The 23,685-nt window shown below is 69.1% G+C and carries 20 protein-coding genes, 1 pseudogene and 3 CRISPR repeat arrays; of the genes and pseudogenes, 15 read left to right on the forward strand and 6 right to left on the reverse strand.

Annotated features, from left to right (window positions below; genetic code table 11):
• Positions 1-1,525: 1,525 nt before the first annotated feature.
• The 3 genes from ACWGIH_RS33835 (at position 1,526) to ACWGIH_RS33845 (ending at position 5,179) form a co-directional block, all read left to right on the forward strand.
• A complete protein-coding gene (locus ACWGIH_RS33835; RefSeq protein ID WP_453450418.1) occupies positions 1,526-2,188 on the forward strand; it encodes a hypothetical protein in 663 nt (220 codons plus the stop codon).
• Positions 2,189-2,868: 680 nt separating this feature from the next.
• Positions 2,869-3,261 carry a transposase gene (locus ACWGIH_RS33840; protein WP_453450417.1) on the forward strand — a complete coding sequence of 131 codons (393 nt, stop codon included), beginning with the start codon at positions 2,869-2,871 and terminating at the stop codon, positions 3,259-3,261.
• A gap of 451 nt (positions 3,262-3,712) precedes the next feature.
• Positions 3,713-4,472: direct repeats of the CRISPR family, unit length 28 nt; unit sequence GGACCATCCCCGCGCGTGCGGGGAGCAG.
• A 221-nt stretch (positions 4,473-4,693) separates the two neighbouring features.
• A complete protein-coding gene (locus ACWGIH_RS33845) occupies positions 4,694-5,179 on the forward strand; it encodes a hypothetical protein (RefSeq protein ID WP_453450416.1) in 486 nt (161 codons plus the stop codon).
• A 13-nt stretch (positions 5,180-5,192) separates the two neighbouring features.
• On the opposite strand, the pseudogene ACWGIH_RS33850 reads toward ACWGIH_RS33845, so the two are convergent.
• Positions 5,193-5,567 (reverse strand): annotated as a pseudogene (locus ACWGIH_RS33850) (transposase); the annotation flags it as partial.
• Positions 5,568-5,710: 143 nt separating this feature from the next.
• Here ACWGIH_RS33850 and ACWGIH_RS33855 point away from each other — a divergent pair.
• The 12 genes from ACWGIH_RS33855 to ACWGIH_RS33910 all read left to right on the forward strand — a co-directional run bounded on the left by ACWGIH_RS33855 (position 5,711) and on the right by ACWGIH_RS33910 (position 19,985).
• Entirely contained in the window at positions 5,711-5,968 is a 258-nt protein-coding gene (locus tag ACWGIH_RS33855) for a hypothetical protein (protein WP_453450414.1), read from the forward strand.
• Positions 5,969-6,000: 32 nt separating this feature from the next.
• Positions 6,001-6,342, forward strand: a complete 342-nt coding sequence (locus ACWGIH_RS33860) for a hypothetical protein (protein ID WP_453450442.1) — start codon at positions 6,001-6,003, stop codon at positions 6,340-6,342.
• Positions 6,343-6,551: 209 nt separating this feature from the next.
• A CRISPR array of direct repeats spans positions 6,552-8,042; the repeat unit is 29 nt; unit sequence GGGACCATCCCCGCGGGTGCGGGGAGCAC.
• 256 nt (positions 8,043-8,298) lie between these two features.
• Positions 8,299-11,214 carry a CRISPR-associated helicase Cas3' gene (cas3, locus tag ACWGIH_RS33865; protein ID WP_453450413.1) on the forward strand — a complete coding sequence of 972 codons (2,916 nt, stop codon included), beginning with the start codon at positions 8,299-8,301 and terminating at the stop codon, positions 11,212-11,214.
• Between the two features lie 85 nt (positions 11,215-11,299).
• A complete protein-coding gene (gene casA / locus ACWGIH_RS33870) occupies positions 11,300-12,910 on the forward strand; it encodes a type I-E CRISPR-associated protein Cse1/CasA (RefSeq protein WP_453450441.1) in 1,611 nt (536 codons plus the stop codon).
• Complete coding sequence (gene casB / locus ACWGIH_RS33875; protein WP_453450412.1) at positions 12,907-13,602, forward strand: type I-E CRISPR-associated protein Cse2/CasB; 696 nt, start codon at positions 12,907-12,909, stop codon at positions 13,600-13,602. Before casA ends, casB begins: the two co-directional genes overlap by 4 nt.
• Positions 13,599-14,786 carry a type I-E CRISPR-associated protein Cas7/Cse4/CasC gene (gene cas7e, locus ACWGIH_RS33880; protein WP_453450411.1) on the forward strand — a complete coding sequence of 396 codons (1,188 nt, stop codon included), beginning with the start codon at positions 13,599-13,601 and terminating at the stop codon, positions 14,784-14,786. The genes casB and cas7e overlap by 4 nt, the downstream gene beginning before the upstream one ends.
• Positions 14,783-15,526 carry a type I-E CRISPR-associated protein Cas5/CasD gene (cas5e, locus tag ACWGIH_RS33885; RefSeq protein WP_453450410.1) on the forward strand — a complete coding sequence of 248 codons (744 nt, stop codon included), beginning with the start codon at positions 14,783-14,785 and terminating at the stop codon, positions 15,524-15,526. The genes cas7e and cas5e overlap by 4 nt, the downstream gene beginning before the upstream one ends.
• Positions 15,526-16,317, forward strand: coding sequence for a type I-E CRISPR-associated protein Cas6/Cse3/CasE (gene cas6e / locus ACWGIH_RS33890; protein ID WP_453450409.1), 792 nt, complete (start codon positions 15,526-15,528; stop codon positions 16,315-16,317). Before cas5e ends, cas6e begins: the two co-directional genes overlap by 1 nt.
• A gap of 4 nt (positions 16,318-16,321) precedes the next feature.
• Positions 16,322-17,305 carry a type I-E CRISPR-associated endonuclease Cas1e gene (gene cas1e / locus ACWGIH_RS33895; RefSeq protein WP_453450408.1) on the forward strand — a complete coding sequence of 328 codons (984 nt, stop codon included), beginning with the start codon at positions 16,322-16,324 and terminating at the stop codon, positions 17,303-17,305.
• Positions 17,302-17,652: a type I-E CRISPR-associated endoribonuclease Cas2e gene (gene cas2e, locus ACWGIH_RS33900; RefSeq protein WP_453450407.1), complete on the forward strand. Its 351-nt coding sequence runs from the start codon at positions 17,302-17,304 to the stop codon at positions 17,650-17,652. Before cas1e ends, cas2e begins: the two co-directional genes overlap by 4 nt.
• Positions 17,653-17,744: 92 nt before the next feature.
• Positions 17,745-18,507: direct repeats of the CRISPR family, unit length 29 nt; unit sequence GTGCTCCCCGCACCCGCGGGGATGGTCCC.
• Between the two features lie 154 nt (positions 18,508-18,661).
• A complete protein-coding gene (locus ACWGIH_RS33905; RefSeq protein WP_453450406.1) occupies positions 18,662-19,159 on the forward strand; it encodes a hypothetical protein in 498 nt (165 codons plus the stop codon).
• A gap of 10 nt (positions 19,160-19,169) precedes the next feature.
• Positions 19,170-19,985: a hypothetical protein gene (locus ACWGIH_RS33910; RefSeq protein WP_453450405.1), complete on the forward strand. Its 816-nt coding sequence runs from the start codon at positions 19,170-19,172 to the stop codon at positions 19,983-19,985.
• Between the two features lie 64 nt (positions 19,986-20,049).
• On the opposite strand, the gene ACWGIH_RS33915 is transcribed toward ACWGIH_RS33910, so the two are convergent.
• The 5 genes from ACWGIH_RS33915 to ACWGIH_RS33935 form a co-directional block, all read right to left on the reverse strand.
• Positions 20,050-20,430, reverse strand: a complete 381-nt coding sequence (locus ACWGIH_RS33915; protein WP_453450404.1) for a hypothetical protein — start codon at positions 20,428-20,430, stop codon at positions 20,050-20,052.
• A 236-nt stretch (positions 20,431-20,666) separates the two neighbouring features.
• Positions 20,667-20,918 carry a hypothetical protein gene (locus tag ACWGIH_RS33920; protein WP_453450402.1) on the reverse strand — a complete coding sequence of 84 codons (252 nt, stop codon included), beginning with the start codon at positions 20,916-20,918 and terminating at the stop codon, positions 20,667-20,669.
• Positions 20,915-21,226, reverse strand: coding sequence for a hypothetical protein (locus tag ACWGIH_RS33925; protein ID WP_453450401.1), 312 nt, complete (start codon positions 21,224-21,226; stop codon positions 20,915-20,917). The genes ACWGIH_RS33920 and ACWGIH_RS33925 overlap by 4 nt, the downstream gene beginning before the upstream one ends.
• Before the next feature lie 1,261 nt (positions 21,227-22,487).
• Positions 22,488-23,159, reverse strand: coding sequence for a nucleotidyl transferase AbiEii/AbiGii toxin family protein (locus ACWGIH_RS33930; protein ID WP_453450400.1), 672 nt, complete (start codon positions 23,157-23,159; stop codon positions 22,488-22,490).
• Positions 23,156-23,521 (reverse strand): hypothetical protein, encoded by a 366-nt coding sequence (locus tag ACWGIH_RS33935; RefSeq protein WP_453450399.1) that lies wholly within the window; start codon positions 23,519-23,521, stop codon positions 23,156-23,158. The genes ACWGIH_RS33930 and ACWGIH_RS33935 overlap by 4 nt, the downstream gene beginning before the upstream one ends.
• Between the last annotated feature and the right edge of the window lie 164 nt (positions 23,522-23,685).

A 23,685-nucleotide genomic window follows, 5' to 3' on the forward strand; every position in this document is an offset into this window, starting at 1 on the left:
CCAGCACAGGCCCCTGGGGAGTAGGGTTTGCCTCGGACTTGATCCACTCAAATAGAAAAAGCCCCGCGGACCTTGAGCAAGTCGCGGGGCTCTCGGCCGGAGGTAACTCCGACCCGGCGACCCACCTTTGATCAGAAAGGCGGACGCATGATGCAGGGTACCCGCCCCTGCCTGCGGACACACACCAGGGCACCAGCCGTGGCAGCGACGACACCAGTGTCGCTCCGGCAGCGTGCCCTCTTCGCTTTCTGCGCCGAACCGAGCGCGGGCACACCTGTCCCCCAGCGGGGGTGGTGTTTGTAAGGAAGTAAGGCGGCTTCTGCCGCCGGGACGCCCGGCCACCCAGGTGATTAGCGGTCACCTCGGCTAGCGCCCCACATGCCACCGGACGGGCTTAGCGGGCCCATCCGAAGCGGCTGGTCAGACGGTTAGCGGCCGTCCAACCGTTCGAACACGGTTCTACCCGAACCAACGAGGTCCCAGAGGGGGCTTCGTTGTGCCTTCGACCAAAAAACCGAAAGGCAAGACCCATGGTGCAGCATCGTGCTGCCTTTTGTCAGCTCTGCCGTGCCCGGATGGCGCAGAATGCCCCGTCATCTCGGTCACGTTTCAACCACCCGTCGCCTTCCACCTGTTCCCAAAGATTCAGATATGCGGGATTTCAGGGCGTCTCGTACTTTCGTGCGATCGCTGCGCGGTGATCATCGTGACCGCCGCCCTACTCGAGGCGCCCTCCCGGATCCCATCTCCGCGGTCCGCGCCCGAGACGGCCGACGAGTCCTGCGTACTGTGGGTGCCGCCGCAGGAGCAGTGGCTGTCGACGACGTCGGGTCGACTGGCCGCAGACGGCTACTCGTGGCTGCAGGCTGTCCATTGGGTCACCGGGTCCGGCATGTACGACCCCCGCCGCTACCGGTCGCACGGGCCGCGGGCTTTCGGACGGACCACCGTGCGTGTGGCCCAGGAGCTCGCACAGTTGTCCCCGTGCCGTCCTGGCATCGCATATCTGGTTCGCCGCACCGGCCTGAGCGAGCGCAGCGTGGAATATCACCTGTCGATGATGCGGGAGGCCGGGTTGCTGGCGTACATCGTCCGGGGGACCCGGGTGCGCGGGCAAGCGGCTCAGGCATCGGAGTTCGCGCGGATGGTCCCTGCCGAGTTCGACGCTGCGTTGGGTATCCGCACGGTGCAGCGGGACGAGACAGCCCCTGTCTACACGCGTGCGGCGGCCGGGATCTCTACGTCAGGGCGGCAGTTGATGGCGAAGCTCGGACGGAAGGCTACCCGGACGACCCGCAAGCCTCGGGCAGGGACGTCGTCGACGACCTCGGGGCGGGGGACCAAGCAGGGTGCTGGGGCGGGTGTCTCGGCCGGAGCCCGTTGCACCCCAATGCAGGTGGGTTCAACAACTACTTCTTCTGCGGGTACTACTTCCTTCCCCCCTGAGAGCAAGCTCGCCAGCGGGGACAGCAAGTCATCGCCCCCGAAGAAGCCCAATCGCAGGAGTCGGCGCAAGCTCAACCGCGTGGGACGCCGCTACCAACTGGCGTACGAATTGATTCAGCAGGTCGACTGGCTGAGCCGATGCGCCGTGCGCCCGATCGCTTGGGTGGTAAAGGACGTCGCGGATGCCGGGTGGACCGCGGAAGAGGTTCGGGGCTGGCTTCATGTGCGCGGTGGCGCCAGCCAAGTGCGGCGTGCTTCCGGACTGCTAGCCGTGCTGCTGAAGGGCGCGGAGACGGTACTGGACACTCCCAAGAAGCGGACCGATGCCGTCGCTCGGTGGCGTCACGCTCAGGAAGTCTCACGGCAGTGGCACATCGAGGAGGTCCGTGACCGGCGCGAGCAGGCCGCGCATCCCTGCCAGAGCCCGTCTAACCGCGACGTGCAGCGGCATGTGAAGGACGCTTTCGAACAGGTCCGTCGGACGGCCGGCCTCAGGCTTCGGGGAAGTGCTCCGCTCGTGGTCGAGGAGCCTTGCTTGCGGGAGGTGGTGGGGGAGGACGAGCTGCGGGAGCTGCTGGAAGTGACGTGGGGTGAGCTCATGATGGGTGAGACGAGTCGCGTGACCTATGCCGTGGATGCAATGGGCCGCAGCTGGGCTGAGGACGTCTTCGGAGCCGAACTGGTGCAGCGCGGTCTGAACCTCGCGTGCATGACTTCCCTGACGGAGGTGGGGAGTGGCTGAGGGTGCGCCTCCTCGAACGCCTTGCCGACATGGGTCTGGAAGTCGAGGGCACGTCCGGGGACCATCCCTGCGGGTGCAGGGAGCGCCTCGCCCTCGAAGTGGGTGGGGGTCTACTGGGGGTCATCCCCACAGGTGCGGGGAGCAGGTGGCGAGGCTGGCAGCGGGGCGGCGGGTGACGGGGCCATCCCCGCGCGTGCGGGGAGCAGGCTCGTTCACCAGGCATTCTGCCGCCACCAACCCGGAGAACTCAGCACTTTCACCGAGTCCGGCAAAGCGGGTAGAACACCCCGCACCTGCTCGCAAGGCATCCGGCGGGGGAGCGCATCGATCTCCACTCCGACTCTTTCGGATCTTGATTCGGGGAGTCCGTACGCCGCCTGCCCGCGCATATATTGGCGAAGTGGACGAAGCCGAAGCGAGCGGTCAGGTGTGGAGAGACGAGATTCGCGTGCGTCCGACGGCTGAGCAGGATCGGGACGCGTTGGCACGGCTTGTCGAGGTAGGCGCGGACCCCTTCGAAGTCGAGTTGTACGAACGCGCGACGGATCCTCAAGTGCTTTCGATCGATCGCGCCCAGAGGTCGCGGGCCGGGCAGTACGCTAGGCACGTGCGGCGACTTCGAGAGCGCCAGCAGCGCCAAGGCAGTTGAGTAGCATGATCATCCGATCGTTGGCCTGGGTGTGTCGTTGACTGACGCCCAGTGGGCACGCATCGAGCCGTTGCTGCCGAACCGGACACCTCGGCGGGGTGGGCGCTGGCAGGATCCCCGGCAGGTGACGACTGCAATCGCCTTCCAGCACCGCGCCGGCACGCCATGGATGGACCTTCCCGAACACTTTCGGATCGTGGAGGGCGTTCCCAACCGGCTGCGGGCCTGGGCCGCCTACAGCACCTGCGAGAAGGCGTTCACCACTTCGCTCGCCCAGGCCGACACTGACGGCGACCTCGATTGGGTCGTCGCCGTCGACTCCACGGTCGTCCGCGTTCACCAGCGCGTGGCCGGGGCCCGCCGGAAGAGGTTCCGGCTGGCGAGCCTGACCACCGTGTCCTCGGACGCTCGCGCGGCGGCCTGACAACAAGATCCACCTCGCCGCCGACAGCCGATGCCGGACCTTGGCCTTCGTCCTCACGACGTCCCGCGATTGAGCACGTCGGAGTTCCTGGGACCTTTCCCGCACGCGCGAGGGCAGCTTGCTAGCGCCGACTTCGGCGGACATCTCAGGACCATCCCCGCGCGCGGGGAGCAGGGCCCCGACCAGGGCGCTGCCTTCGCGAAGTCGGGACCGTCCCCGCGCGTGCGGGGAGCAGAGGACGTACCGCGCGGCATCAAGGGTCATCTCGGATCATCCCCGCGGGTGCGGGGAACACTTCGTCACCAGGTCGGAAAGAACGAGCAGCGCGGGACCATCCCCGTGGGTGCGGGGAGCGCTCACCCTTGATCCGGTCGTGCTTGCGGTAGTGGGGACCATCCCCCGCGGGTGCGGGGAGCACCTGAACGTCTCCTCCTTCCTGGTCCGCGCGGTGGGACCATCCCCGCGGGTGCGGGGAGCAGGCGGGCACGTCCATCGCGGACCGGCAGGAGCTGGGACCATCCCCGCGCGTGCGGGGAGCAGTTGATCGACCAACCGGACACGCCCAGCACGTAGGGACCATCCCCGCGCATGCGGGGAGCAGCAGAGGGAGGTGAGTAGCTCGAGGCCGGCCGGGGGACCATCCCCGCGCGTGCGGGGAGCAGGGCGTCACCTTCCTTGACGACACCGGCCGCATGGGACCATCCCCGTGGGTGCGGGGAGCACATCACCGAGTGGGCGACGACCCTGTACGCCGAAGGACCATCCCCGCACGTGCGGGGAGCGGTACCTGGACCCTAGCGGGCGCGCGTTCTCCGAGGGACCATCCCCGCGCGTGCGGGGAGCAGTGGAAGTCGTCTGCCTCGTCGCCGACGCCGTAGGGACCATCCCCGCGCGTGCGGGGAGCAGTTGGGCCAGCGCACCGTCATACCGCCGGCCCCGGGACCATCCCCGCGCGTGCGGGGAGCAGGGACGGAAGCGAGCCATCGTGCAGTCCTCCTGGGGACCATCCCCGCGCGTGCGGGGAGCAGGGGACTTTCCCCGTCGCTCTTTCCGAGCCCGAAGGACCATCCCCGCGCGTGCGGGGAGCAGTCGGCCGCGGTCGTCGCGGTGTCGAGCTGGCCGGGACCATCCCCGCGCGTGCGGGGAGCAGACCTTGGCGATGGAGGCATCGGAGACGCCCTGTGGACCATCCCCGCGCGTGCGGGGAGCAGGCTCTTTCACCAGGCATTCTGCCGCCACCAACCGGTAGAACTCAGCACTTTGACCGAGTCCGGCAAAGCGGACACCGCCACAGCTCTTCTCCCCATAAGGCATCCCACTGGTGCGGGGAGCACTCGAGCTCAACCCTTGCTGCGTTTGTGGCGGGCCCCAACGTCTTTGGTCGAGGGAAACGGGGGTGCGGTGGGTCGGTGAGCCGGGGCAGCATGGCGGGGTGGCTGATCTGCTGTGGGATGACGTGAAGTGCTTCTTCGACCCGGACTTGATGGGGTCGTTGCCAGACGTGCGCGTCCCGGACGCCTCGGTGGAGGACTGGCAGGCGGTCCTCGATCTGGTCGTGGAGAAGGGCTGGAAGTGCCAGTACTCCGAGGGAGAGACGGTGTTTCCGGTGCCCCGGGCGGAGGCCGTGCTGTCCCGTCCGGCGGATGCCGAGTGCCCGACCCTGCGAGTCTGGCCGGCTGCCGATGTGCTGGCGATCTTCCGTTTTCATGCCGACGATGAAATCGACTTCGACGTCGACCTGCGGGAGTTGCAGGGCCAGGAGCACCTAAATGTGTTCTGCGACTTCCTTCGGGAGATCGGGCGGCGGCTTGGCAAGCCGGTGCTCATGGACCCGGAAGGCGACTCCGGCCATCCGGTGCTCGGCTTCGGCATTGAGGCCGATCAAGTCGTTCTCCTCGCAGACCCGCAGGTCAGGTAACCGCTGCGGCGGGCTAGGGTTCGTGGAACGTTCCGCCGTGGAGCATCGCGAACAGCACGCCGGCCCGGCGCCCGGCGAGGCAGAGCACGGTCTGGGTACGGTGCTTCCCCCTGGGCAATCTCCTTGTCGAAGTAGGCCCGAGAGGCCGGATCGCTCAAGGCGGTGAACGCGGAGAGGAAGAAGGCCCGGTTGAGCTGCTTGTTTCCCCGCCGGGACGGCTGTTCACCGCGGACCGATGAGCCCGGGCTCCAGGTCGCCGGGGAGAGACCCGCGTAGGCGACGAGGTCGCCGGCGGTCGGGAAGGTGCTGCCGTCACCGACCTCGATCAGGATGCGTGCTCCGGTCCTGACGCTCCCGGCATCGACGGCAGGACTTTGGAAAGAAGGTGGGCGCCGTGTCCGCAGTCCCGCCTCCGTGGCAGAGCGGCTGACAAGCCGCGTAGTCGCCCCGCACCGCAGGCCCGTGTCAATGCCGCCCTGGGTAGCGGGTACGGGTACGTACCCGTACCATGGGGTTATGGGAAGGAACGCTATGCCTGATGCCAACGTGAGAATCCCCGAGGACGCCAAGGACCGGTTGGCGGCCATCGCGGCCAGCGAAGGACTATCCCTGCGGGCCTACCTCGCGCGCCTGGCCGACACCCTCCTGACTCCCCAGGAACGCACCGAACGGGCTGAGCAGGCACGCGCCGCCCTGCAGGAGTGGACCGGATACGCCCCCAGCACCACCGAACAGCAAGAACTGGATGCCGAGCTCGACCGGCGCCTGGCCAAGGCCACCGGCCGGTGAACGACACCCACATCATCCTGGACGCAACAGCGATGGCCGCGGCCGGCGCCGGCAACGTGCTGGTCTCCCGACTGATCCACCGCGCTCACGCCGAGGCCGGCTGGTACCTGTACGCCCCCACCTGCGTGCTCGTCGAAGCAGACCGCGCGCGGCCCGGAACAGCCGAACACCTCGCCGCACTGCCCGGCGTCACCGTCCTCGACCTGGACCTGCCCGCCGCGCTCGCGGTAGCACAACAGCAAAGCTGGGCCAGCGCCCACACCGAGTACGCCGCCCAGCCCACACCGGACCGCCCCGACGGCGCGATCGTAGCCACCATCGCCCCAGAACAATGGGAAGGGCGCCCCGTCCGGGTCCTGGACGTACGTGCGTGACAGGACCACGAGACGACAACTGAGAGCGACCTAGCTAGCCGAACCTTCCGCGCGAGTACGGGGGAGCAGCCGACGAATCCGGTGAGACTCGGGACCATCCCCGCGGGTGCGGGGAGCACAGCTTGGCGTTCCACGGGTCCGAGCCCGCCGTGGGGCCATCCCCGCGGCGGGGAGCACTGTGCCATAACGCGCCGACGAGAACGGGAGTGGGGACCATCCCCGCGGGTGCGGGGAGCACCACGTCGCCGATCATCCGTTCGCGGTGCTGTCGGGACCATCCCCGCGGGTGCGGGGAGCACTCCTGCTCGCGCCACCTGCCGGTGGGCAAGTCGGGACCATCCCCGCGGGTGCGGGGAGTACTTGGAGACCATCGCGATGGACTCGGACATCTCGGGACCATCCCCGCGGGTGCGGGGAGTACACGCCTGCCGCGATCTCCGCCGCGGTGACCGAGGGACCATCCCCGCGGGTGCGGGGAGCACGCCGGAATGAGTTCCTCGCGCGCCTCCGGAGTGGGACCATCCCCGCGGGTGCGGGGAGCACGCCTCAACTCCCTGGGGCAGAACAACCCGGAGGGGACCATCCTCGCGGGTGCGGGGAGCACGCCTCAACTCCCTGGGGCAGAACAACCCGGAGGGGACCATCCTCGCGGGTGCGGGGAGCACGTCTCGTGGGGCGGCACATCTGCCGTCCAGTCGGGACCATCCCCGCGGGTGCGGGGAGCACTGGTACGCCGACGACGCCCAACGGCGACTGAAGGGACCATCCCCGCGGGTGCGGGGAGCACTCGGTGCGGGCGCCTTGGTCGCGGCGCCCCACGGGACCATCCCCGCGGGTGCGGGGAGCACCTCGCTGGCAACCCGCGCAAGGTGTACCGCCAGGGACCATCCCCGCGGGTGCGGGGAGCACAGCCTCACCTACGCGTGGTCCAACGGGCAGACGGGACCATCCCCGCGGGTGCGGGGAGCACTACTTCCCGCCGAGACTTTCGATGTAATTGCTGGGACCACCCCCGCGGGTGCGGGGAGCACTTCGTCGTCGAAGGGCACGCCGGCCAGACGGAGGGACCATCCCCGCGGGTGCGGGGAGCGCATCGTGATGTTCCTCTTCGGGGTCTTCGTGGTGGGACCATCCCCGCGGGTGCGGGGAGCACCAGCCGAGGCAGCGGGTGGGCTCGGTGGTGGTGGGACCATCCCCGCGGGTGCGGGGAGCACGAACCGGAGCCACAAGCTGCGGCCCTGGATCCGGGACCATCCCCGCGGGTGCGGGGAGCACCTTCCAGCCGGTTCCGGAAGTGATCGGGGTGGTGGACCATCCCCGCGGGTGCGGGGAGCACGGCAAGCCGGACCCCTCGACGTCCATCGCGGCGGGATCATCCCCGCGGGTGCGGGGAGCACCTCAGCGCGCCGAACGCAGTCCCGGCTGCACCGGGACCATCCCCGCGGGTGCGGGGAGCACCCTCTCCCACCGCTACGGCGGGGAGACCGCCGGACCATCCCCGCGGGTGCGGGGAGCACCGGTTGCCCTTACCGGAAACGGCCAGCCGCGTAGGACCATCCCCGCGGGTGCGGGGAGCACTACACGTCGAGGGCGCCGCCGTCGATGGCGGCGGGACCATCCCCGCGGGTGCGGGGAGCACTGGTGGCCTCGGGTGCACGACCTTCGCCATGTGGGACCATCCCCGCGGGTGCGGGGAGCACCCTCCGCGACCTGCGGGTCTATCGCTGCCGAGTGCTGGTTTCGAGCAGTTTCGCCGATTCGGCCATAACACGCATAAGCGGCATCGAGCTTATCGACTTCCTTAGTCCTCGTAGATGTGTGTGCGTCGGAAGGCGTGAGGGCGGATGGTATGTCGTGCTGTGAGCTGCTTTCCGGATTCTCCTTGATCTGTTCGTAGAGGGGCGCGCTTTCGCGGTATTGCTGCCGTGTTCTCGAGTTGGCGTGTATGCCTGTGGCATGGCGGTTGAGGGGGAGTTACGTGCGGGGCTGGGGGGTCGGCTTGCGGGGCCGGTGCGTTCTGTGTGGGCCAAGCACGACCGGGATACCGATGGCTGGCTGCCGTTGTGGCGGCACATGGGCGACAGTGCGGCGGTGGCCGGGTTGCTGTGGGACGAGTGGCTGCCCGTGAGTGTGCGGGCGTTGATGGCTGAGGCACTGCCGGGCGGGGCTAACGATGCCCGGTCGCTGGTGGTGTGGCTGGCAGCGGTGCATGACATCGGCAAGGCAACGCCGGCGTTCGCGTGTCAGGTCGATCAACTTGCCGACGAGATGCGGCGGCAGGGCCTTGAGATGAGGACCCGGCGCCAGATCGGGGCCGATCGTGCGATGGCGCCGCACGCGCTGGCGGGGCAGGTGCTGCTAGCCGAGTGGCTGGAGGAGCGGCACGGCTGGTCGGCCCGGCAGAGCGGGCAGTTCACGGTCGTTGCGGGTGGCCACCACGGGGTGCCGCCGGAGCATGGACAGGTTGCTGATCTGTTCGACCGTCCGCATCTGCTGCGGACGCCGGGGAGCAGTGCGAAGTTGTGGCGGCGGGTGCAGGAGGAGTTGCTGGAGGCGTGTGCCGAAGAGTACGGCGTGCGCGAGCGGCTCGAGGCCTGGCAGACGGTGAAGGTGTCGCAGCCGGTGCAGGTGCTGCTCACCGCCGTGGTGATCGTCGCTGACTGGATCGCCAGCAACCCGGACCTGTTCCCGTATTTTCCGCAGGAGACCCGTACCGGCGAGGAGCGAATCGCGGCGGCCTGGCAGGGGCTGCGGTTGCCTGCTCCGTGGCGGGCTGAGGAGCCGGCTGGGACGGCGCGGGAGGTGTTTGCATCGCGGTTCGATCTGCCGCCGGGGGCGAAGGCCAGGCCCGTGCAAGAAGCAGCGGTCCGGCTGGCACGTGAGATGCCCGCGCCTGGACTGATGATTGTCGAAGCCCCCATGGGTGAAGGGAAGACGGAGGCGGCGCTCGCTGTCGCTGAGATCTTCGCGGCCCGATCCGGTGCGGGCGGGGTCTTCTTCGCCCTGCCCACGATGGCGACGGGGAACGCGATGTTCCCGCGGCTGCTGGCGTGGCTCGACCTGCTGCCCGCGCAGGAGGGCGCCCAGCGGTCGGTTCTGCTGGCCCATTCCAAGGCCGCTCTTAACGATGAGTACGCCCAGTTGATGCGCAGTAGCCGGCAGAGGATTGCTGCCGTTGACGTGGACGGCGAGGTGGGGCGGTGGCGGCCCTCGGACGAGACGCGGTCGGCTCCGGCCGAGTTGGTCGCCCATGCGTGGCTGCGGGGGCGGAAGAAGGCGATGCTGTCGTCGTTCGTCGCGGGGACGGTGGACCAGTTGCTGTTCGCCGGGCTCAAGAGCCGGCATCTGGTGTTGCGTCATCTGGCGGTCGCAGGAAAGGTCGTGGTGATTGATGAGGCGCATGCCTATGACACGTATATGAGTGTCTATCTGGACCGGGTGCTGTCGTGGCTGGGTGCCTACCGGGTGCCGGTGGTGGTGCTGTCCGCGACGCTGCCCTCGGCCCGTCGCCGTCAGCTCGCGGAAGCCTACGCCGGAGCCGGTGGTAAAACCGATGGGGCGGCGGGTGGTTTCGAGGAGGTGGATGGGGCCACCGCCTATCCGCTGCTGACCGCTGTGACGCCCGGTCAGGATCCGGTCGTCGAAGGGACCGCGGCCTCGTCCAGGGGTGGCGATGTCCATCTGGAACGGCTCGACGATGACCAGAGGGTGCTGGCCGAGCGGCTGGCGGCTGAACTGGTGGGCGGAGGCTGCGTCCTGGTTGTACGCAACACGGTCCGGCGGGTCTTGGAGACCGCGCAGTTTCTGCGTGAGCACTTCGGGGACCAGGCTGTGACCGTCGCGCATTCGTGTTTCGTCGATGTGGACCGGGCGGCGAAGGACGCCGATCTCCTGGCCCGGTTCGGGCCGCCGGAAAAGGCGGGCGGGCGGCGCCCGGCCGGGCCTCACATCGTGGTCGCCAGCCAGGTCGCCGAGCAGTCCCTCGACGTCGACTTCGACCTGCTCGTCACCGATTTGTGCCCGGTCGACCTGATGCTCCAGAGGATGGGACGCCTGCACCGCCACCAGCGCGGCATCGGACAGGCTAAGCGCCCCGAGCGGCTGCGTGCAGCGCGGTGTTGGGTCACCGGTGTCGACTGGAGCGGGCAGGTGCCGGTGCCGGTGCGGGGGTCGGTTGCCGTGTATGGGCCGTATGCGCTGCTGCGTTCCGCTGCCGTTCTGCTGCCCCACTTGGAGGGTGCGCGGCGGCCCGTGCGGTTGCCCGGAGACATCAGCCCTCTGGTCCAGGGCGCGTACGGCGAGGCACCTGTCGGCCCCGCAGCATGGGCCGATGCGTTCACCGTGGCGGGGGAGCGTCATGCGAAGCACCGTGCGGAGCAGGCTGGGAGGGCGGAGGTGTTCCGGCTGGATGAGGTGGGCCGACCGGGACGACCGCTGATCGGGTGGATCACGGCTGGTGTGGGGGACGCGGATGACACCCGGGCCGGGCGGGCCCAGGTCCGTGACAGCAAGGAAAGCCTGGAAGTAGTGGTGGTGCAGCGGCGCGCTGATGGGTCGCTGGCCACTTTGCCCTGGCTGGCGAAGGGCCAAGGCGGACTGGAACTGCCCACCGACCGGCCTCCGACGGCGGCTGCGGCGCGGGCCGCGGCCAGTTGCGGCCTGCGCTTGCCCATCCAGTTCTCACACGCCGATGTCATGGACCGTGCGATCGCCGAGCTGGAGGACCTGTACGTACCGGCGTGGCAGGGCAAGGACAGCCACTGGCTGGCCGGCCAGCTGATTCTGGCGCTCGACGCCGATTGTCAGACCTCCCTGGCAGGCTTTGCCCTCCGCTACAGCCCAAGCGACGGCCTTGAGGTGAGCAGTGACTGAATCCGATGAACCGGGCGCGTTAGACGCGGCGTTGACCTTCGATCTGACCAGCCGGCCGTGGATTTCGGTGCTTGATCAGAGCGGGATGCAGGACGAACTGTCGCTGCGGGAGGTGTTCGCCCGCGCGGGCCAGCTCCGTGGCGTGGTGGGGGATCTGCCCACACAGGAATTCGCCCTGATACGTCTGCTGCTCGCGCTGGCCCACGATGCGCTGCAGGGGCCGCGCGACACGGAACACTGGGCAGAGTTGTGGGCCGACGATGATTGTTTCGCGCCGGTCGCCGCCTACCTCGACGAGCACCACCAGCGGTTCGACCTGCTCCACCCTTCCACACCGTTCTTCCAGGTCGCCCAGTTACGCACCGTCCGCGACGAGGTGTTCTCACTCAACCGGATCGTCGCGGACGTCCCCAACGGGGAGCCGTTCTTCAGCTCCAGGATGCCGGCCGTCGAGCGGCTCGGCTTCGCCGAGGCGGCCCGCTGGATCGTACACGCGCACGCCTATGACACCTCCGGCATCAAGACGGGCATCGACGGCGATGGGCGGGTCAAGGGCGGCAAGGTGTACCCACTGGGGGTCGGCTGGGCAGGCTCGCTGGGCGGGGTGTTCGCCGAGGGGCGCACGCTGCGCGAGACGCTGCTGCTGAATCTGGTGGCCGCCGACACCAGCGGCGTGCGGATCTCAAGCGATGACGTGCCGGCCTGGCGGCGCGATCCGTGCGGTCCGGGCGCCTCGGGCCGCACGCGTCCCTCGGGGGTGTGTGACCTGTACACCTGGCAGAGTCGCCGGCTGCGTCTGCGCTTCGACGCGCAGGGCGCCTACGGCGTGATCCTGGGCTACGGCGATCCGCTCGCCGCGCACAACATGCACGGTGACGAGCCGATGACCGCCTGGCGCAGGAGCCCGGCGCAGGAGAAGAAGCGCGGTGAGCCGCTGGTGTACCTGCCGCGGGAGCATGATCCGGCCCGGTCGGCCTGGCGGGGTATCGAGGCCCTGGTGGCGGGGCGTGCGGAGGCGGGCCAGGGTGGTGAGGCAGCCAAGATGCTGCGGCCCGGCATTCTGGAATGGATCGCACGGCTGGTGACGGAGGCCGAGTTGCCCCGCGGCTTTTTGATCCGGGCGCGCGTGGTGGGGGCTGTTTACGGCACCCAGCAGTCGGTGATCGACGAGGTCGTCGACGACCGGGTGGCGATGGCGGTGGTGCTGCTGCATCAGCAGGAGCGGGTGTATGCCCGCCAGGCCATCGATGCGGTCGGGGAGACGGAGCGGGCGGTGACCGCGCTCGGTGATCTCGCCACGGACCTTGCGCGCGCGGCGGGCAGCGAGAGCGAAGGACTGCGCTCGGCCGCCCGCAGCCTCGGCTTCGCCGCCCTGGATGGCCCCTACCGCCTGTGGCTGCGCGACCTGGCCACGGCCCAGGACCCCGACGCGCACCGCACCCGTTGGCAGCAGGAGGCCCACCGGCACCTGCGGCGCCTGGGCGAGCAGCTCGTGAGACAGGCCGGCGACGCCGCGTGGGGCGGCCGGGTGGTGGCGACGAAGAAGGGCTCCGAGTGGCTCAACTCAGCGTCCGCGGAACGGTGGTTCCGCATCCGCCTGTCCAAAGCGCTCAGCGATCCCTACCCCTTCGACCGGCCGCCGGACGACGGCCGCCCGGCCCAGGAGCCCAACTCCTCGTTGGAGGCGCCCGCATGACCACCCTCACCACACCCCCCACCATTGTGCAGCGCGTCAGCACACTTACCAGCGACATCATCGCCCCGCTCCAGCGGGGGTATCTGGGCGACCAGTCCCACGCGGTGGGGGCGCTGGCCCGGCTGCGCCGGGGCGCGGGCAAGGAGTTCTCCCAGGTACCGGATCTGTGGGGGCTGGCCGACACCGGAGCCCTGCACGAGGCACCGGCAGACGGGGGGCGGTCGCTGCGCGAGGACGAACTGACCCGTGCCGAGGACGCGGTGCATGTGGCGCTCACTCTGTGGGCCCTGCACCAGCAGTCCCGCGGCACGGCCATGCACAAGCCCGGCTCCCACACCGCGCCCAGGGGACTCGGCTCGGCTGTACGGCAGTTGATGCCGCCGGGCGACATCGCCGAACCCATCCGCAAGCGATTCGTCCGGGCCGGCACCGCACCCGGCCTGCCCACCCTCGCCCAGCGGCTACGCGAGATCGTTCTCCTGCTGCGAAGCGCGGACATCCCCCTGGACTACGCCCTCCTGGCCGGGCAGCTCTACGGCTGGCAGGAGCCCACCGGACGCGAGGCCGTACGCCGGGCCTGGGGACGATCCTTCCACTCCTACCGGGCTCCCCAAAAGAGCAAGGAGCAGGCCCCGGCTGCTGCCCATGACATCGACGACCGCACTGACCACACGGACAAGGACGCCTCGTGAATCGCATCTTCCTCGACGTGCACGCGCTGCAGACGGTGCCGCCCAGCAATTTGAACCGCGATGACACCGGCGCGCCGAAGTCAGCCGTCTACGGCGGGGTGCCCCGCGCACGCGTGTCCAGCCAGGCCTGGAAGCGCGCCACCCGCACCTACTTCAGCCAGGAACACCTCCTTGACCCGAGCGAACTGGGGGTGCGCACGAAGAAGGTCGCCGAGGTCCTCGCCGCCCGCCTCACCGCCCTCGAACCCACCCTCAAGGGAGCCGAGGCCCTCCAGCTGGCCGCCGAGGTCATTCAGGGCGCCACCGGTTCCAAGATGGAGGCACCCAAGCGGAAGGCTGATGCCGCCAAGGACGGCGGCCCAGAGGCGGCGCCGGAGTCGAAATACCTGATGTTCCTCAGCGCACGCCAGATCGATGGCCTCGCCGCGCTGGCCATCGAGGGCGCGGCCGACATCAAGACCCACCTCAAAGACAACAAGGCGCGCGCCCGGGAGATCGCCGACACCCGGCACTCCGTCGACATCGCCCTATTTGGCCGCATGGTCGCCGACTCCGCCGACTTCAACGTCGATGCCGCCGTCCAGGTCGCCCACGCCATCAGCGTGCACCGCGTCGACAACGAGTCCGACTACTACACGGCCGTGGACGACAAGAACACCGACGCGGAATCGGGAGCCGGAATGATCGGCACCGTCGACTTCAACTCCTCCACCCTCTACCGCTACGCGGCGCTCAGCGTCCACCAGCTCGCCAAGAACCTCGGCGAGGGACTGCGCGAGGACGAACCGCGCACCGCACCCGTGCGGCGCGCAGTCGAGGCATTCGTACAGAGCTTCCTCGAGTCCCTGCCGACCGGAAAGATCAACACGTTCGGGCACCACACCCTCCCCGACGCCGTGATCGTCAAACTGCGCACCACCCGGCCCATCAGCTATGTCGCCGCGTTCGAGGAACCCGTCACCGGGGAGAACGGGCACCTGCGCGGAGCCGTGGACCGCCTCGCGCAGTACGTCCCGGACGTGGAACGCACCTACGGGGACGAGGAGTCCACCCTCTCCTGGGTCCTGCGGGTCGGCCCCAACACCGAACAGCTCGCCGGCCTCGGCACGCAGGCCCACCGGCTGAGCGAACTGGTCGAGGCGGTCGGCCAGGCCGTCACTGAACGCCTGGACAAGCCCGTATGAGCGTCCTTCTCCTGCGGCTGGCCGCCCCCCTGCAAGCCTGGGGGGCATCGGCCCGCTTCGTCCGCCGCACCACCGAGTCCGCCCCCACCAAGAGCGGCGTCATCGGCATGCTCGCCGCCGCCCAGGGCCTCGACCGCGACGACGACGCCGGCCTTTCCCGCCTGGCCGCCCTGCGCTTCGGCGTCCGCATCGACCAACCAGGCACCCGGGTACGGGACTTCCAGACCGCCCATCACGCGGTCACCGGCAAATCCATGCCGCTGTCCGAGCGCTTCTACCTCGCCGATGCCGTCTTCGTTGCCGCCCTTGAAGGAGAGGGCGCCCTCCTGGACGAACTCCACACCGCCCTGCGTGCGCCCGTCCACCCTCTCTTCCTCGGCCGGCGTTCCTGCCCACCAGCCCTCCCGGTGGAGCTCGCCACCCGCGACACCTCCCTCCCCCAAGCCCTGTGCGACGAGCCCTGGCAGGCCGCCGACTGGTACCAACGTCTGCGCGGCAAGGAGCCCACGGTCTCCCTGTCCGTTCTGCGCGAGCCCGTGCAGGGCGAAGAACAAGGGGACGTCCTGCGCGATCAGCCCCTCAGCTTCGCTGCCGCGCACCGGCGCCACGCACTGCGCTCCGTGGTCAGCACCACCGTGGAGGTGCCCAACCCTCGCGCCGTGGCTCCCCGCGAACCGGCCGCCGCCCACCCGGTGCCGCGCCATGAACCGTTCGACGCCGTGGAGGAAGAGACCCTCTGATGTATCTGACCCGCTTCCGTGTGAACACCGCGCGACCCGGTGCCCGCCGCCTGCTCTCGTCCCCGCAGTCGCTGCACGCGGCCGTCATGTCCGCCTTCCCCGACCTGCTGCCCACCACCAGCACGGGTGGTGTTGAAGGGCCCAGGGTGCTGTGGCGCTTGGATCACAACGCCAGGGCCGAGGTCTTCCTCTACGTCGTGAGCCCCGGCCGGCCCGACCTGACCCACCTCGTGGAGCAGGCCGGCTGGCCGGCTGCCGCCCTCGACCCGGACACCCCCGGCTGGCAGAGCCGCCCGTACACCTCCTTCCTCGACCGCCTCGCCGCGGGCGACGTCTGGGAGTTCCGACTCACCGCCAACCCGGTGCACCAGATCCGGCGCAAGGACGGCGAACCCACCAAACGCACCGCGCACCTCACCCCCGTCCACCAGCAGGGCTGGCTCCTGGACCCCAAACGCCAGGAGCGCGCGGGGTTCCGCGTCCTGGAGAAGCCCCAGGACCAACGCCTGCTGCCCGGCGGCACCACCCACCACAACCACCCTCACCACGGCGACCGGTACCAACTGACCGTCCGCGACGAGCGCGCTCTTTCCTTCGCCAAGTCCCGCGAAGAGCGGTCACAGGCCCACCGGGTGAAAGTCGTGACGGTCACCTTCGACGGCCGCCTCGAAGTCACCGACCCCGACGCCCTGCGCCGCACCCTCACCCAGGGGCTGGGCAAGGCCAAGGCGTACGGCTGCGGGCTCATGACCCTCGCCCCGGTGCCGACGCCTCCGGCACCCGGGGAGTGAGGCGGTGTCGACAGTCGGCAAGCGGGCCGCCCTCACCCCGCGCCATCTCACCCGTAGCGGTGAGCGGGTCTCATTCCTCTACCTGGAGCGCTGCACCGTCCACCGCGATGCCAACGCCATCACTGTTGAGGACGCTGATGGCACCACCCATATCCCCTCCGCCACGATCGCCACCCTCCTGCTGGGGCCCGGCACCCGCATCACCCACCAGGCGATGAGCGTTCTCGGCGAGACCGGAGCGGCGGTCGTCTGGGTCGGAGAGCACGGCGTGCGTTACTACGCCGGCGGCAGAGCGCTGAGCCGTTCAGCTGCACTCGTCGAAGCCCAGGCCGCGCAGTGGGCCAATCTACGCAGCCGCCTCACCGTCGCCCGCGCCATGTACCGGCTGCGCTTCCCCGACGAGGACCCGGAGGGCCTAACCCGTCAACAGCTCCTGGGTCGCGAAGGCGACCGTGTCAAAGAGTGCTACCGCGCCCAGGCAGTCCGCACCGGTGTCCGTTGGCAGGGCAGGAAATACACCCCAGGCGACTTCGGCAGCGGCGACCCTGTCAACCAGGGCATCACCGCCGCAGCCCAGTGCATGTATGGCATCGCCCACGCCGTCGTCGCTTCGCTCGGATGCAGCCCCGGCCTCGGATTCGTCCACTCCGGACACGAACTCTCCTTCGTTTTGGACATCGCAGATCTCTACAAGACAGAGATCGGCATCCCCCTCGCCTTCGACATCGCGTCCGAGGGCCCCGAGGACGTGGGCCCCCGAACCCGCCGCGGACTGCGCGACCGTATCAACGAGACCGGACTCATGGGCCGCTGCGTCAAGGACATCAAGCACCTGCTGGTGCCCGGCGCCCAGACTGCGGCTGATGACCGGGCTAGCGACCAGGATCGCGTCACACTCCAGAGCGACCAGGGCCACCAGGTGGCGGCCGGAGTGAACTACGGCTCCGCAGACGTGGTCACGGACGCGGATGAGGCGGTCATCTGGTGACCGTCATCGTCCTCTCCACCTGCCCACCCGGGCTTCGTGGGTTCCTCACCCGCTGGCTCCTCGAAATCTCTGCAGGCGTCTTAATTGGCAACCCCTCCGCGCGCGTCCGTGACGTCCTGTGGAACGAAGTTCAGCAATACGCGGGCCAGGGCCGCGCCCTGCTCGCCCACACCACCAACAACGAACAAGGCTTCGCCTTCCGCACCCACGACCACGCCTGGCATCCCGTGGATTACGAGGGCCTGACCCTGATCCGCCGCCCAAACACACAGACACCACAAGCCTCCGGCACACCGAAACCCGGCTGGAGCAACGCTGCGAAACGCCGCCGATTCGGCAAGGGCTGACAAACGTCATGCCCCTTTTCTTACTTTTGCCGGATTCAGTGAAACTGCCCCGAAACAGCTCTACCGGTCGATAAAACAGCAGGCCGCGCAGTGTGCTCCCCGCACCCGCGGGGATGGTCCCGATCGTGTCGCCCGAGGTTCCCGGGGAGAGCTGTGCTCCCCGCACCCGCGGGGATGGTCCTCCTCCAGCAACTCGCGGCCAGCGAGGAAGGGTGTGCTCCCCGCACCCGCGGGGATGGTCCCGGGGCTCCGCCCCGTGTGTCCCGGAGTCCGTGGTGCTCCCCGCACCCGCGGGGATGGTCCCGTCATCCCGCCCTCAGTGAGCGAGCCGAGAGGGTGCTCCCCGCACCCGCGGGGATGGTCCCTGCGTCGGACGGATCGCCGGCTGGCTATCGCTGTGCTCCCCGCACCCGCGGGGATGGTCCCCTCGCCGAACTCCGCAACCACGTCAACGACCTGTGCTCCCCGCACCCGCGGGGATGGTCCCTGGTGGCCCATCCAGGCTGCGTATGCCTCTTGGTGCTCCCCGCACCCGCGGGGATGGTCCCGAGGACTCGGGCCGGTAGGCCTCGGTCTTGTTGGTGCCCCCCGCACCCGCGGGGATGGTCCCGCCTGCTCCTTCCAGTCCAACGGCAGCATCCGGTGCTCCCCGCACCCGCGGGGATGGTCCCCCCTGAACGGGCTCGGCCACGCGACACAGAGTGTGCTCCCCGCACCCGCGGGGATGGTCCCTCCGGGCCACCGCAGAAGCCGACCTCAAGCCCGTGCTCCCCGCACCCGCGGGGATGGTCCCGCCACCGCCGTCGATCTTGGTGTACGGGAGCCGTGCTCCCCGCACCCGCGGGGATGGTCCCGAAGAAGCGCCAGATGCTGGATGGATCAACGTGTGCTCCCCGCAACCGGCGGGGATGGTCCCGCGGTGGCCGCAAGCCCTGTCAGGGCGAGGCCGTGCTCCCCGCACCCGCGGGGATGGTCCCCTTGCTCACCGGGCGGTCCTCCACTCCCGGATGTGCTCCCCGCACCCGCGGGGATGGTCCCCGGGCTGTACGAACCGCGGCGTCACCGTTCGCACGGGCCGCGCAGCTTCGGGCCGACGACCCTGCGTGTCGCCCAGGAGCTCGCGCAGCTCTTTCCGTGCCGTCCGGGCATCGAGTACCTAGTGCGCCGTACCGGGTTGTCGGAGCGGTCGGTGGAGTACCACTTGGGGATGCTGCGGGAGGCCGGGCTGCTCGCGTGGATCGTCAAGGGCACGCGGGTGTCCGGGGGCCCGGCGCAGGCCAGCGAGTTCGCGCGGGTGATCCCGGTTGAGTTCGACGTCGTTCTCGGTATCCGCACGGTGCAGCGCGACCAGGGCGCTCCGTCGTACACGCGGGCGGTGTCCGGGATTGCGGAGACGGGCCGGGAGGCGATGGCGAAGCTGGCGAAGAAGGCCTCGACGAAGGTTCGCAGGCCGCGCTCGAAGTCGTCCTCCAAGGCCCCGTCGAAGGCCGCGCTGGGGGGGTGCTGAGCAAGGAGCAGTGGCGGCTGTTGCGGAGGAGGTCCGTTGCACCCCAATGCAGGTCGGTACCTCAGCTCTTTCCACTGCGGCTACTACTTCCATCCCCCCTGAGAGCAAGCTCGCAAGCGGGGTCAGCGAGTCCACCACTGCGAAGAAGTCCAAGGCAAAGGCCGGCGGGCGCCGGAAGCTGAACACTGTGGGCCGTCGCTTCCAGCTGGCCCGGGAACTCACCCTGGACTGGCTGCGCGGCTGCTTGGTGCCACAGATCGCCTGGGTGGCCCGGAACGTGGCCGATGCCGGATGGACGGTGACCGACGTCCGGGGCTGGCTACACCTGCGCGGCGAGGCGGCGAGGGTCCGCCGTGGCTCGGGTCTGCTCGCCGTACTTCTCGCTGGCGCGGAGCAGGTTCTGGACACCCCGGCTAAGCGCGCCCATGCAGTGGAACAGTGGCGCGGCGCCCAGGAAGCCGCGCGCCGCGACCGCATTGAACAGGTCCGTATCCGCAGGGAACACTCCGAGGACGTCTGGGGAGCCCCGCCCAGCCTGGCTGTCCAGCGCAGGGCCGAGGATGCCTTCGCCCAGGTCCGCGGCATCGCCAGCAGCCGTCTTCACGACGGGCGCACACAGGTGGAGCTGAGTGCGCTCGAGGTGAGCGAGCAGGAGCTGAGGGAACTGCGCGCCGCAGCCGCAGGGGAGTTGATGTGTGGCGAGGCGACGCTGATCATAAGCCTGGAGCCGGATATGGCCGTGCGGGTCTTTGGCGAGCGCCTGGTGCGTCGAGCGCAGCAACTGACAAGCGGCGCTCGCAGCTCTCTCATGAGCATCGGATGCTGACGAGAAATGTGGTGGAGCGTCTACCCGCTGGCCTTTGCGTCGCCGGGATGCGCCAGGTCTTGGTTCAGGGCCCGCAGCAGTGCGTGGGCGAGGAGGATGGCCGGCAGGGCGATTTGCGGGGGTAAGTGTCGGGAGAAGCGCAGTGATTTCCGAGATAGCGGTTGAACGTGTTCTGCGTGTCAGCGTGGGAGAAGGCGCTGCTCATACCGGTGAGCATGAAGAAGTGCTTGAACTGCAGCAGTGTGAGGTCGCCCCAGTCGGCCGTGTCGTCAAGGACGCTGCCGATGGTGGCGTGGTGATTGCCCTTGGGGTACGTCACTTGAGGGAAGGAATGCCTGATCCAGGCGTTGCCATGCCCCTTCATCGCAGTCTCCAGCACATTGCCCGCCAGCGCCTGCGCGCCTTCGCTGTGGCCTGCTCGCGCGGCGCGAACTGCGGCGTTCAAAGGGCGGCCATCCCGGTGAGCTCGGGATGGTTGACAATCTCGAGACGGCCTCGATGCCGTCAAGACGTCGTCACAGCGCTGGGCAAGGAGCGCGGAGCGCTCCTCTCGAGTACCGAGGGAGACAAGGGCCTGAACAATCCGGTGCCGTTCACCGACGACGACCTGCTTCTCGTCTGACTTCGGGGGCAATACGAGGCCTCGCGCCAAAGCAAGTCGGCGGGGGCCTCCGTGTCGCCTCAGAGGTCGAGCACCCGCTGGAAGGTGACGTTGCCGGTCGTGTCGCTGATGATGACGACGACGATGGCGTTGTCTGCGGCGGCCTGACGCACGCGTTCGGGCCCGGTGTCTTCGTGGCCGAAGGGGCCGGTAGCCGCGTCGGGATCAGTGCGCAGGCGTTGCACGAGGTTGAGGACGGCGTCGCCGGTCGCCGGGGACATTCCCCAGACCTCTTGCTGCAGGTCGGGCGGAATGATCACGCGCCATGTCACGCGGCGTTGCTCCCCTGGCTGTGCCGGTTGCGGACGTCGGCTTCTAGGCCGACGAGGAAGTCGTCGGTGCTGCCGTCGTCAGCGTACTGGGGCGGCAGCTGTCCGTTGTGCGCCCGGGCGTACTCGAGGACGGCTTGCGTCTCGGGCCGGTCGGCTTCGTAGCGTTCGACGAGGCCGGCCCATTTCCGGCAGACGCCGGGGAGCTCGTCGATGGTGGCCAGATGCGCTGCGCGGAGGAAGTTCTGCCGCAGGTCCGGGATAGGCAGGGCGTGCGCGATCGCGTCGATGGTCCACGGCTGTTCGCTCATCACGGCCTCCCTGATCATGAAATCACCGTTCGTGATTTCAGTTGACAGTCGGAGCGTACCGCCCGGCCGGGTAGCGGGGCGGGCCGGCGGGCGACATCGCAGGTCACGGCCGCACACCCGGCTCTACTCGTCGGCGCCCGGGCGGCGGGATCTGCCGGGTGGGGATGAACGAGGCGATCACCTGCAAGAGGGATCGGCCGGTTTCCCCGGGCCGCCGTCACCGCGTTCGAGCCAGCGGTCGGCCCAGGCGGGCACGGACGGGGCGACGTCGAACGACGGCCGCCACCATGACCAGGACGACATCGCCAACGGCCGCGCCCTCGGACTTGAGGCTGAGGTAAGCGAGTCTGAGCTGGCAGAGCTGCGCGCTGATGCCTGGGGCCAGTTCATGACCGGCGAGACAGACCTCGTGATGACGACCGTGCGCACCATCGGGCACCCCGCCGCCGAACGCATCTACGGCGCGTGGCTAGTGCAGCGAGCCCGGCAGACCTTCGGGGAGGGGGCGGCGCCTTGCGGGACGCACCATGGGGGGAGCTGTCCCGCAAGGCGCCCACGTCTCGCGCCCGGGGCGGCTGGGGAGCTCAGCCTCCGGCCACGGCCGTCACCCACACCGCGGCGACGACAGAACCCGCGGCAACGGTCAGTATCACCGGCCGAACCAGCCGCCTGCTGCGCGACATGCGTTCGCTGCTGAACAAGCGCCACTGTTGAATCCCTGCCGCACTGTCCTTGGCCTGTTCCGGCCGGCACCGCTCGCAAGCGACCGAGCAAGAGAGTCGACCCTCAGCCAGTACGCATAAGGAAGTGCGGCCGGAACAACAGGATTCAAGACGCCGTCACCGTTCTCTCTCGCCCTGTCCCATGCTCGGGGAAACGAAGGCAGCACGGTGGAGAAACGGTCCCGTCCACCCATTGCTCCGCACCCCCACCCCCACGCGGCAGGCCAGCACACGGACTTGAGCCAATACGAGCAAGACCGGGCCGCCCAATGGGCCAGCACGTCAGGCCAACGGGGTCCAGGCCGGGCAAACGCTTGCCGCGTTAACAATTCCTACACTTGCTGCAGTGCCCACGTCACGCCATACACCCGCCTGAAAGTCACCCGGACTCCGCTCGTGGAGGAGGTCGTGTACTTCCTCCACGTGGAGCCTGCCCACCGGGCTCGGATAGGACAGGCGCGCCAGCCGCGGACCGACGAAGCGAAGGCCCACTGTGCGCCGTATGCAGATGCGGGAAGAGCAGCGTCTCGCTTAGGGAGTCAGCTGTCGTCTGGGTCCGTGTCGGCGAAGAGCCGGGTATCGAGGTCGCTGATCCAGACGAGTGCCCACGCGCGCAGGGCGGCGATCTGCTCGGGGCTCAGCCCGTAGTCGCTGAAGTCCTCCTCGTCCCACCATTCAGCGCCCGCGAGACGATCGCGCAGGTCGTGAAGGCTGAAATCGAAGCGGGCATGGCGGCGGCCGAGCATCTCAAGATCGGCGGTGGTGCAGTGCCGGGAGGCGGCATGCACGTCGATGAGGTCACGCACCGCACCGCGGTCGGCGAGCGCACGGACCTTGGTGCCGATCACGTCATCCAGGGCGAGGACCGGTCCGTGCTCGCTCACCGCGGGCGGGGACCAGAAGGCTTCCTTGAGGATGTCAATCTCGCACTCCTCACCCGTGGCGGGATCGGCAGCGATGAGCCGACCGGAGAGCGGGCTGGTCTCGATCTGCCGGACGGTCCAGCCGCGCTGCACCAGGCCGTCCCTGACCGTGCGGGCGATCTCGTCCATGGGGGCGGGGTTCTCGGTGGCCACGTCCAGATCCTGGCTGAGGCGGTCGACCAGGCCATGGGCCTGGACCGCGTAGCCGCCGGTGATGACCAGAGGGTAGGGCGCGCCGATAGCCAGGACGTCGGCCAGGAGCCGGCGGTGCAGGTGGCTCAGGTTCACGCGGCCGTGGTCCTGGCGACGGCCAGTTCCGGGAAGGCCGCTTCCCATGTATCGCGGAGCGGACGGCTGATCAAGGTCCGCAGCGTGGGCCACTGAGCAGTCAGCAGGTCCCGGTTCAGGAGGCTGATCAGGTCCTGGCGCTGGCCTTCGGCCAGAACGGTGCGGTACAGGCCCATCCGGGACCGGGGCTGATCCAGCGTGTAAGAGCGGCGGCCCGACCATGCCACGTGCAGTGGCAGGTCGACGGTGCCGCAGGCAGGGCCCGCCAGGTCCTCCAGACGCTCGGGAAGCCGCTTGGCGTACTGCGAACACAGCAGCTCGAATGCGTTCGGCACCGGGAACGAGGGGGTCTGTGCGGCCATGGCCCCAGTATCGCGCGCCGGGGCGCAACCGTCAGCAGGGACGCCTTTCAATGGCTGGTTCGTCACGCCTTCTACGAAGGACTGGCGGCGGGGCGTCCTCTCCGTTCGGCATGGGGACTCAGCTCAAGACGTCGCTCCGTTCGTATGCCTATTAGCCCATTTCA

This window comes from Streptomyces sp. NPDC054872, assembly GCF_053610705.1.

What these genes read in the sequence shown, in the direction of transcription:
- ACWGIH_RS33855 (WP_453450414.1), top strand. Translation starts at nt 5,711, where the DNA reads ATGCCTGATGCCAACGTGAGAATCCCCGAGGACGCCAAGGACCGGTTG.
- ACWGIH_RS33860 (WP_453450442.1), top strand. Translation starts at nt 6,001, where the DNA reads ATGGCCGCGGCCGGCGCCGGCAACGTGCTGGTCTCCCGACTGATCCAC.
- cas3 (WP_453450413.1), top strand. Translation starts at nt 8,299, where the DNA reads ATGGCGGTTGAGGGGGAGTTACGTGCGGGGCTGGGGGGTCGGCTTGCG.
- casA (WP_453450441.1), top strand. Translation starts at nt 11,300, where the DNA reads ATGCAGGACGAACTGTCGCTGCGGGAGGTGTTCGCCCGCGCGGGCCAG.
- casB (WP_453450412.1), top strand. Translation starts at nt 12,907, where the DNA reads ATGACCACCCTCACCACACCCCCCACCATTGTGCAGCGCGTCAGCACA.
- cas5e (WP_453450410.1), top strand. Translation starts at nt 14,783, where the DNA reads ATGAGCGTCCTTCTCCTGCGGCTGGCCGCCCCCCTGCAAGCCTGGGGG.
- cas6e (WP_453450409.1), top strand. Translation starts at nt 15,526, where the DNA reads ATGTATCTGACCCGCTTCCGTGTGAACACCGCGCGACCCGGTGCCCGC.
- ACWGIH_RS33925 (WP_453450401.1), bottom strand. Translation starts at nt 21,226, where the DNA reads ATGAGCGAACAGCCGTGGACCATCGACGCGATCGCGCACGCCCTGCCT.
- ACWGIH_RS33935 (WP_453450399.1), bottom strand. Translation starts at nt 23,521, where the DNA reads ATGGCCGCACAGACCCCCTCGTTCCCGGTGCCGAACGCATTCGAGCTG.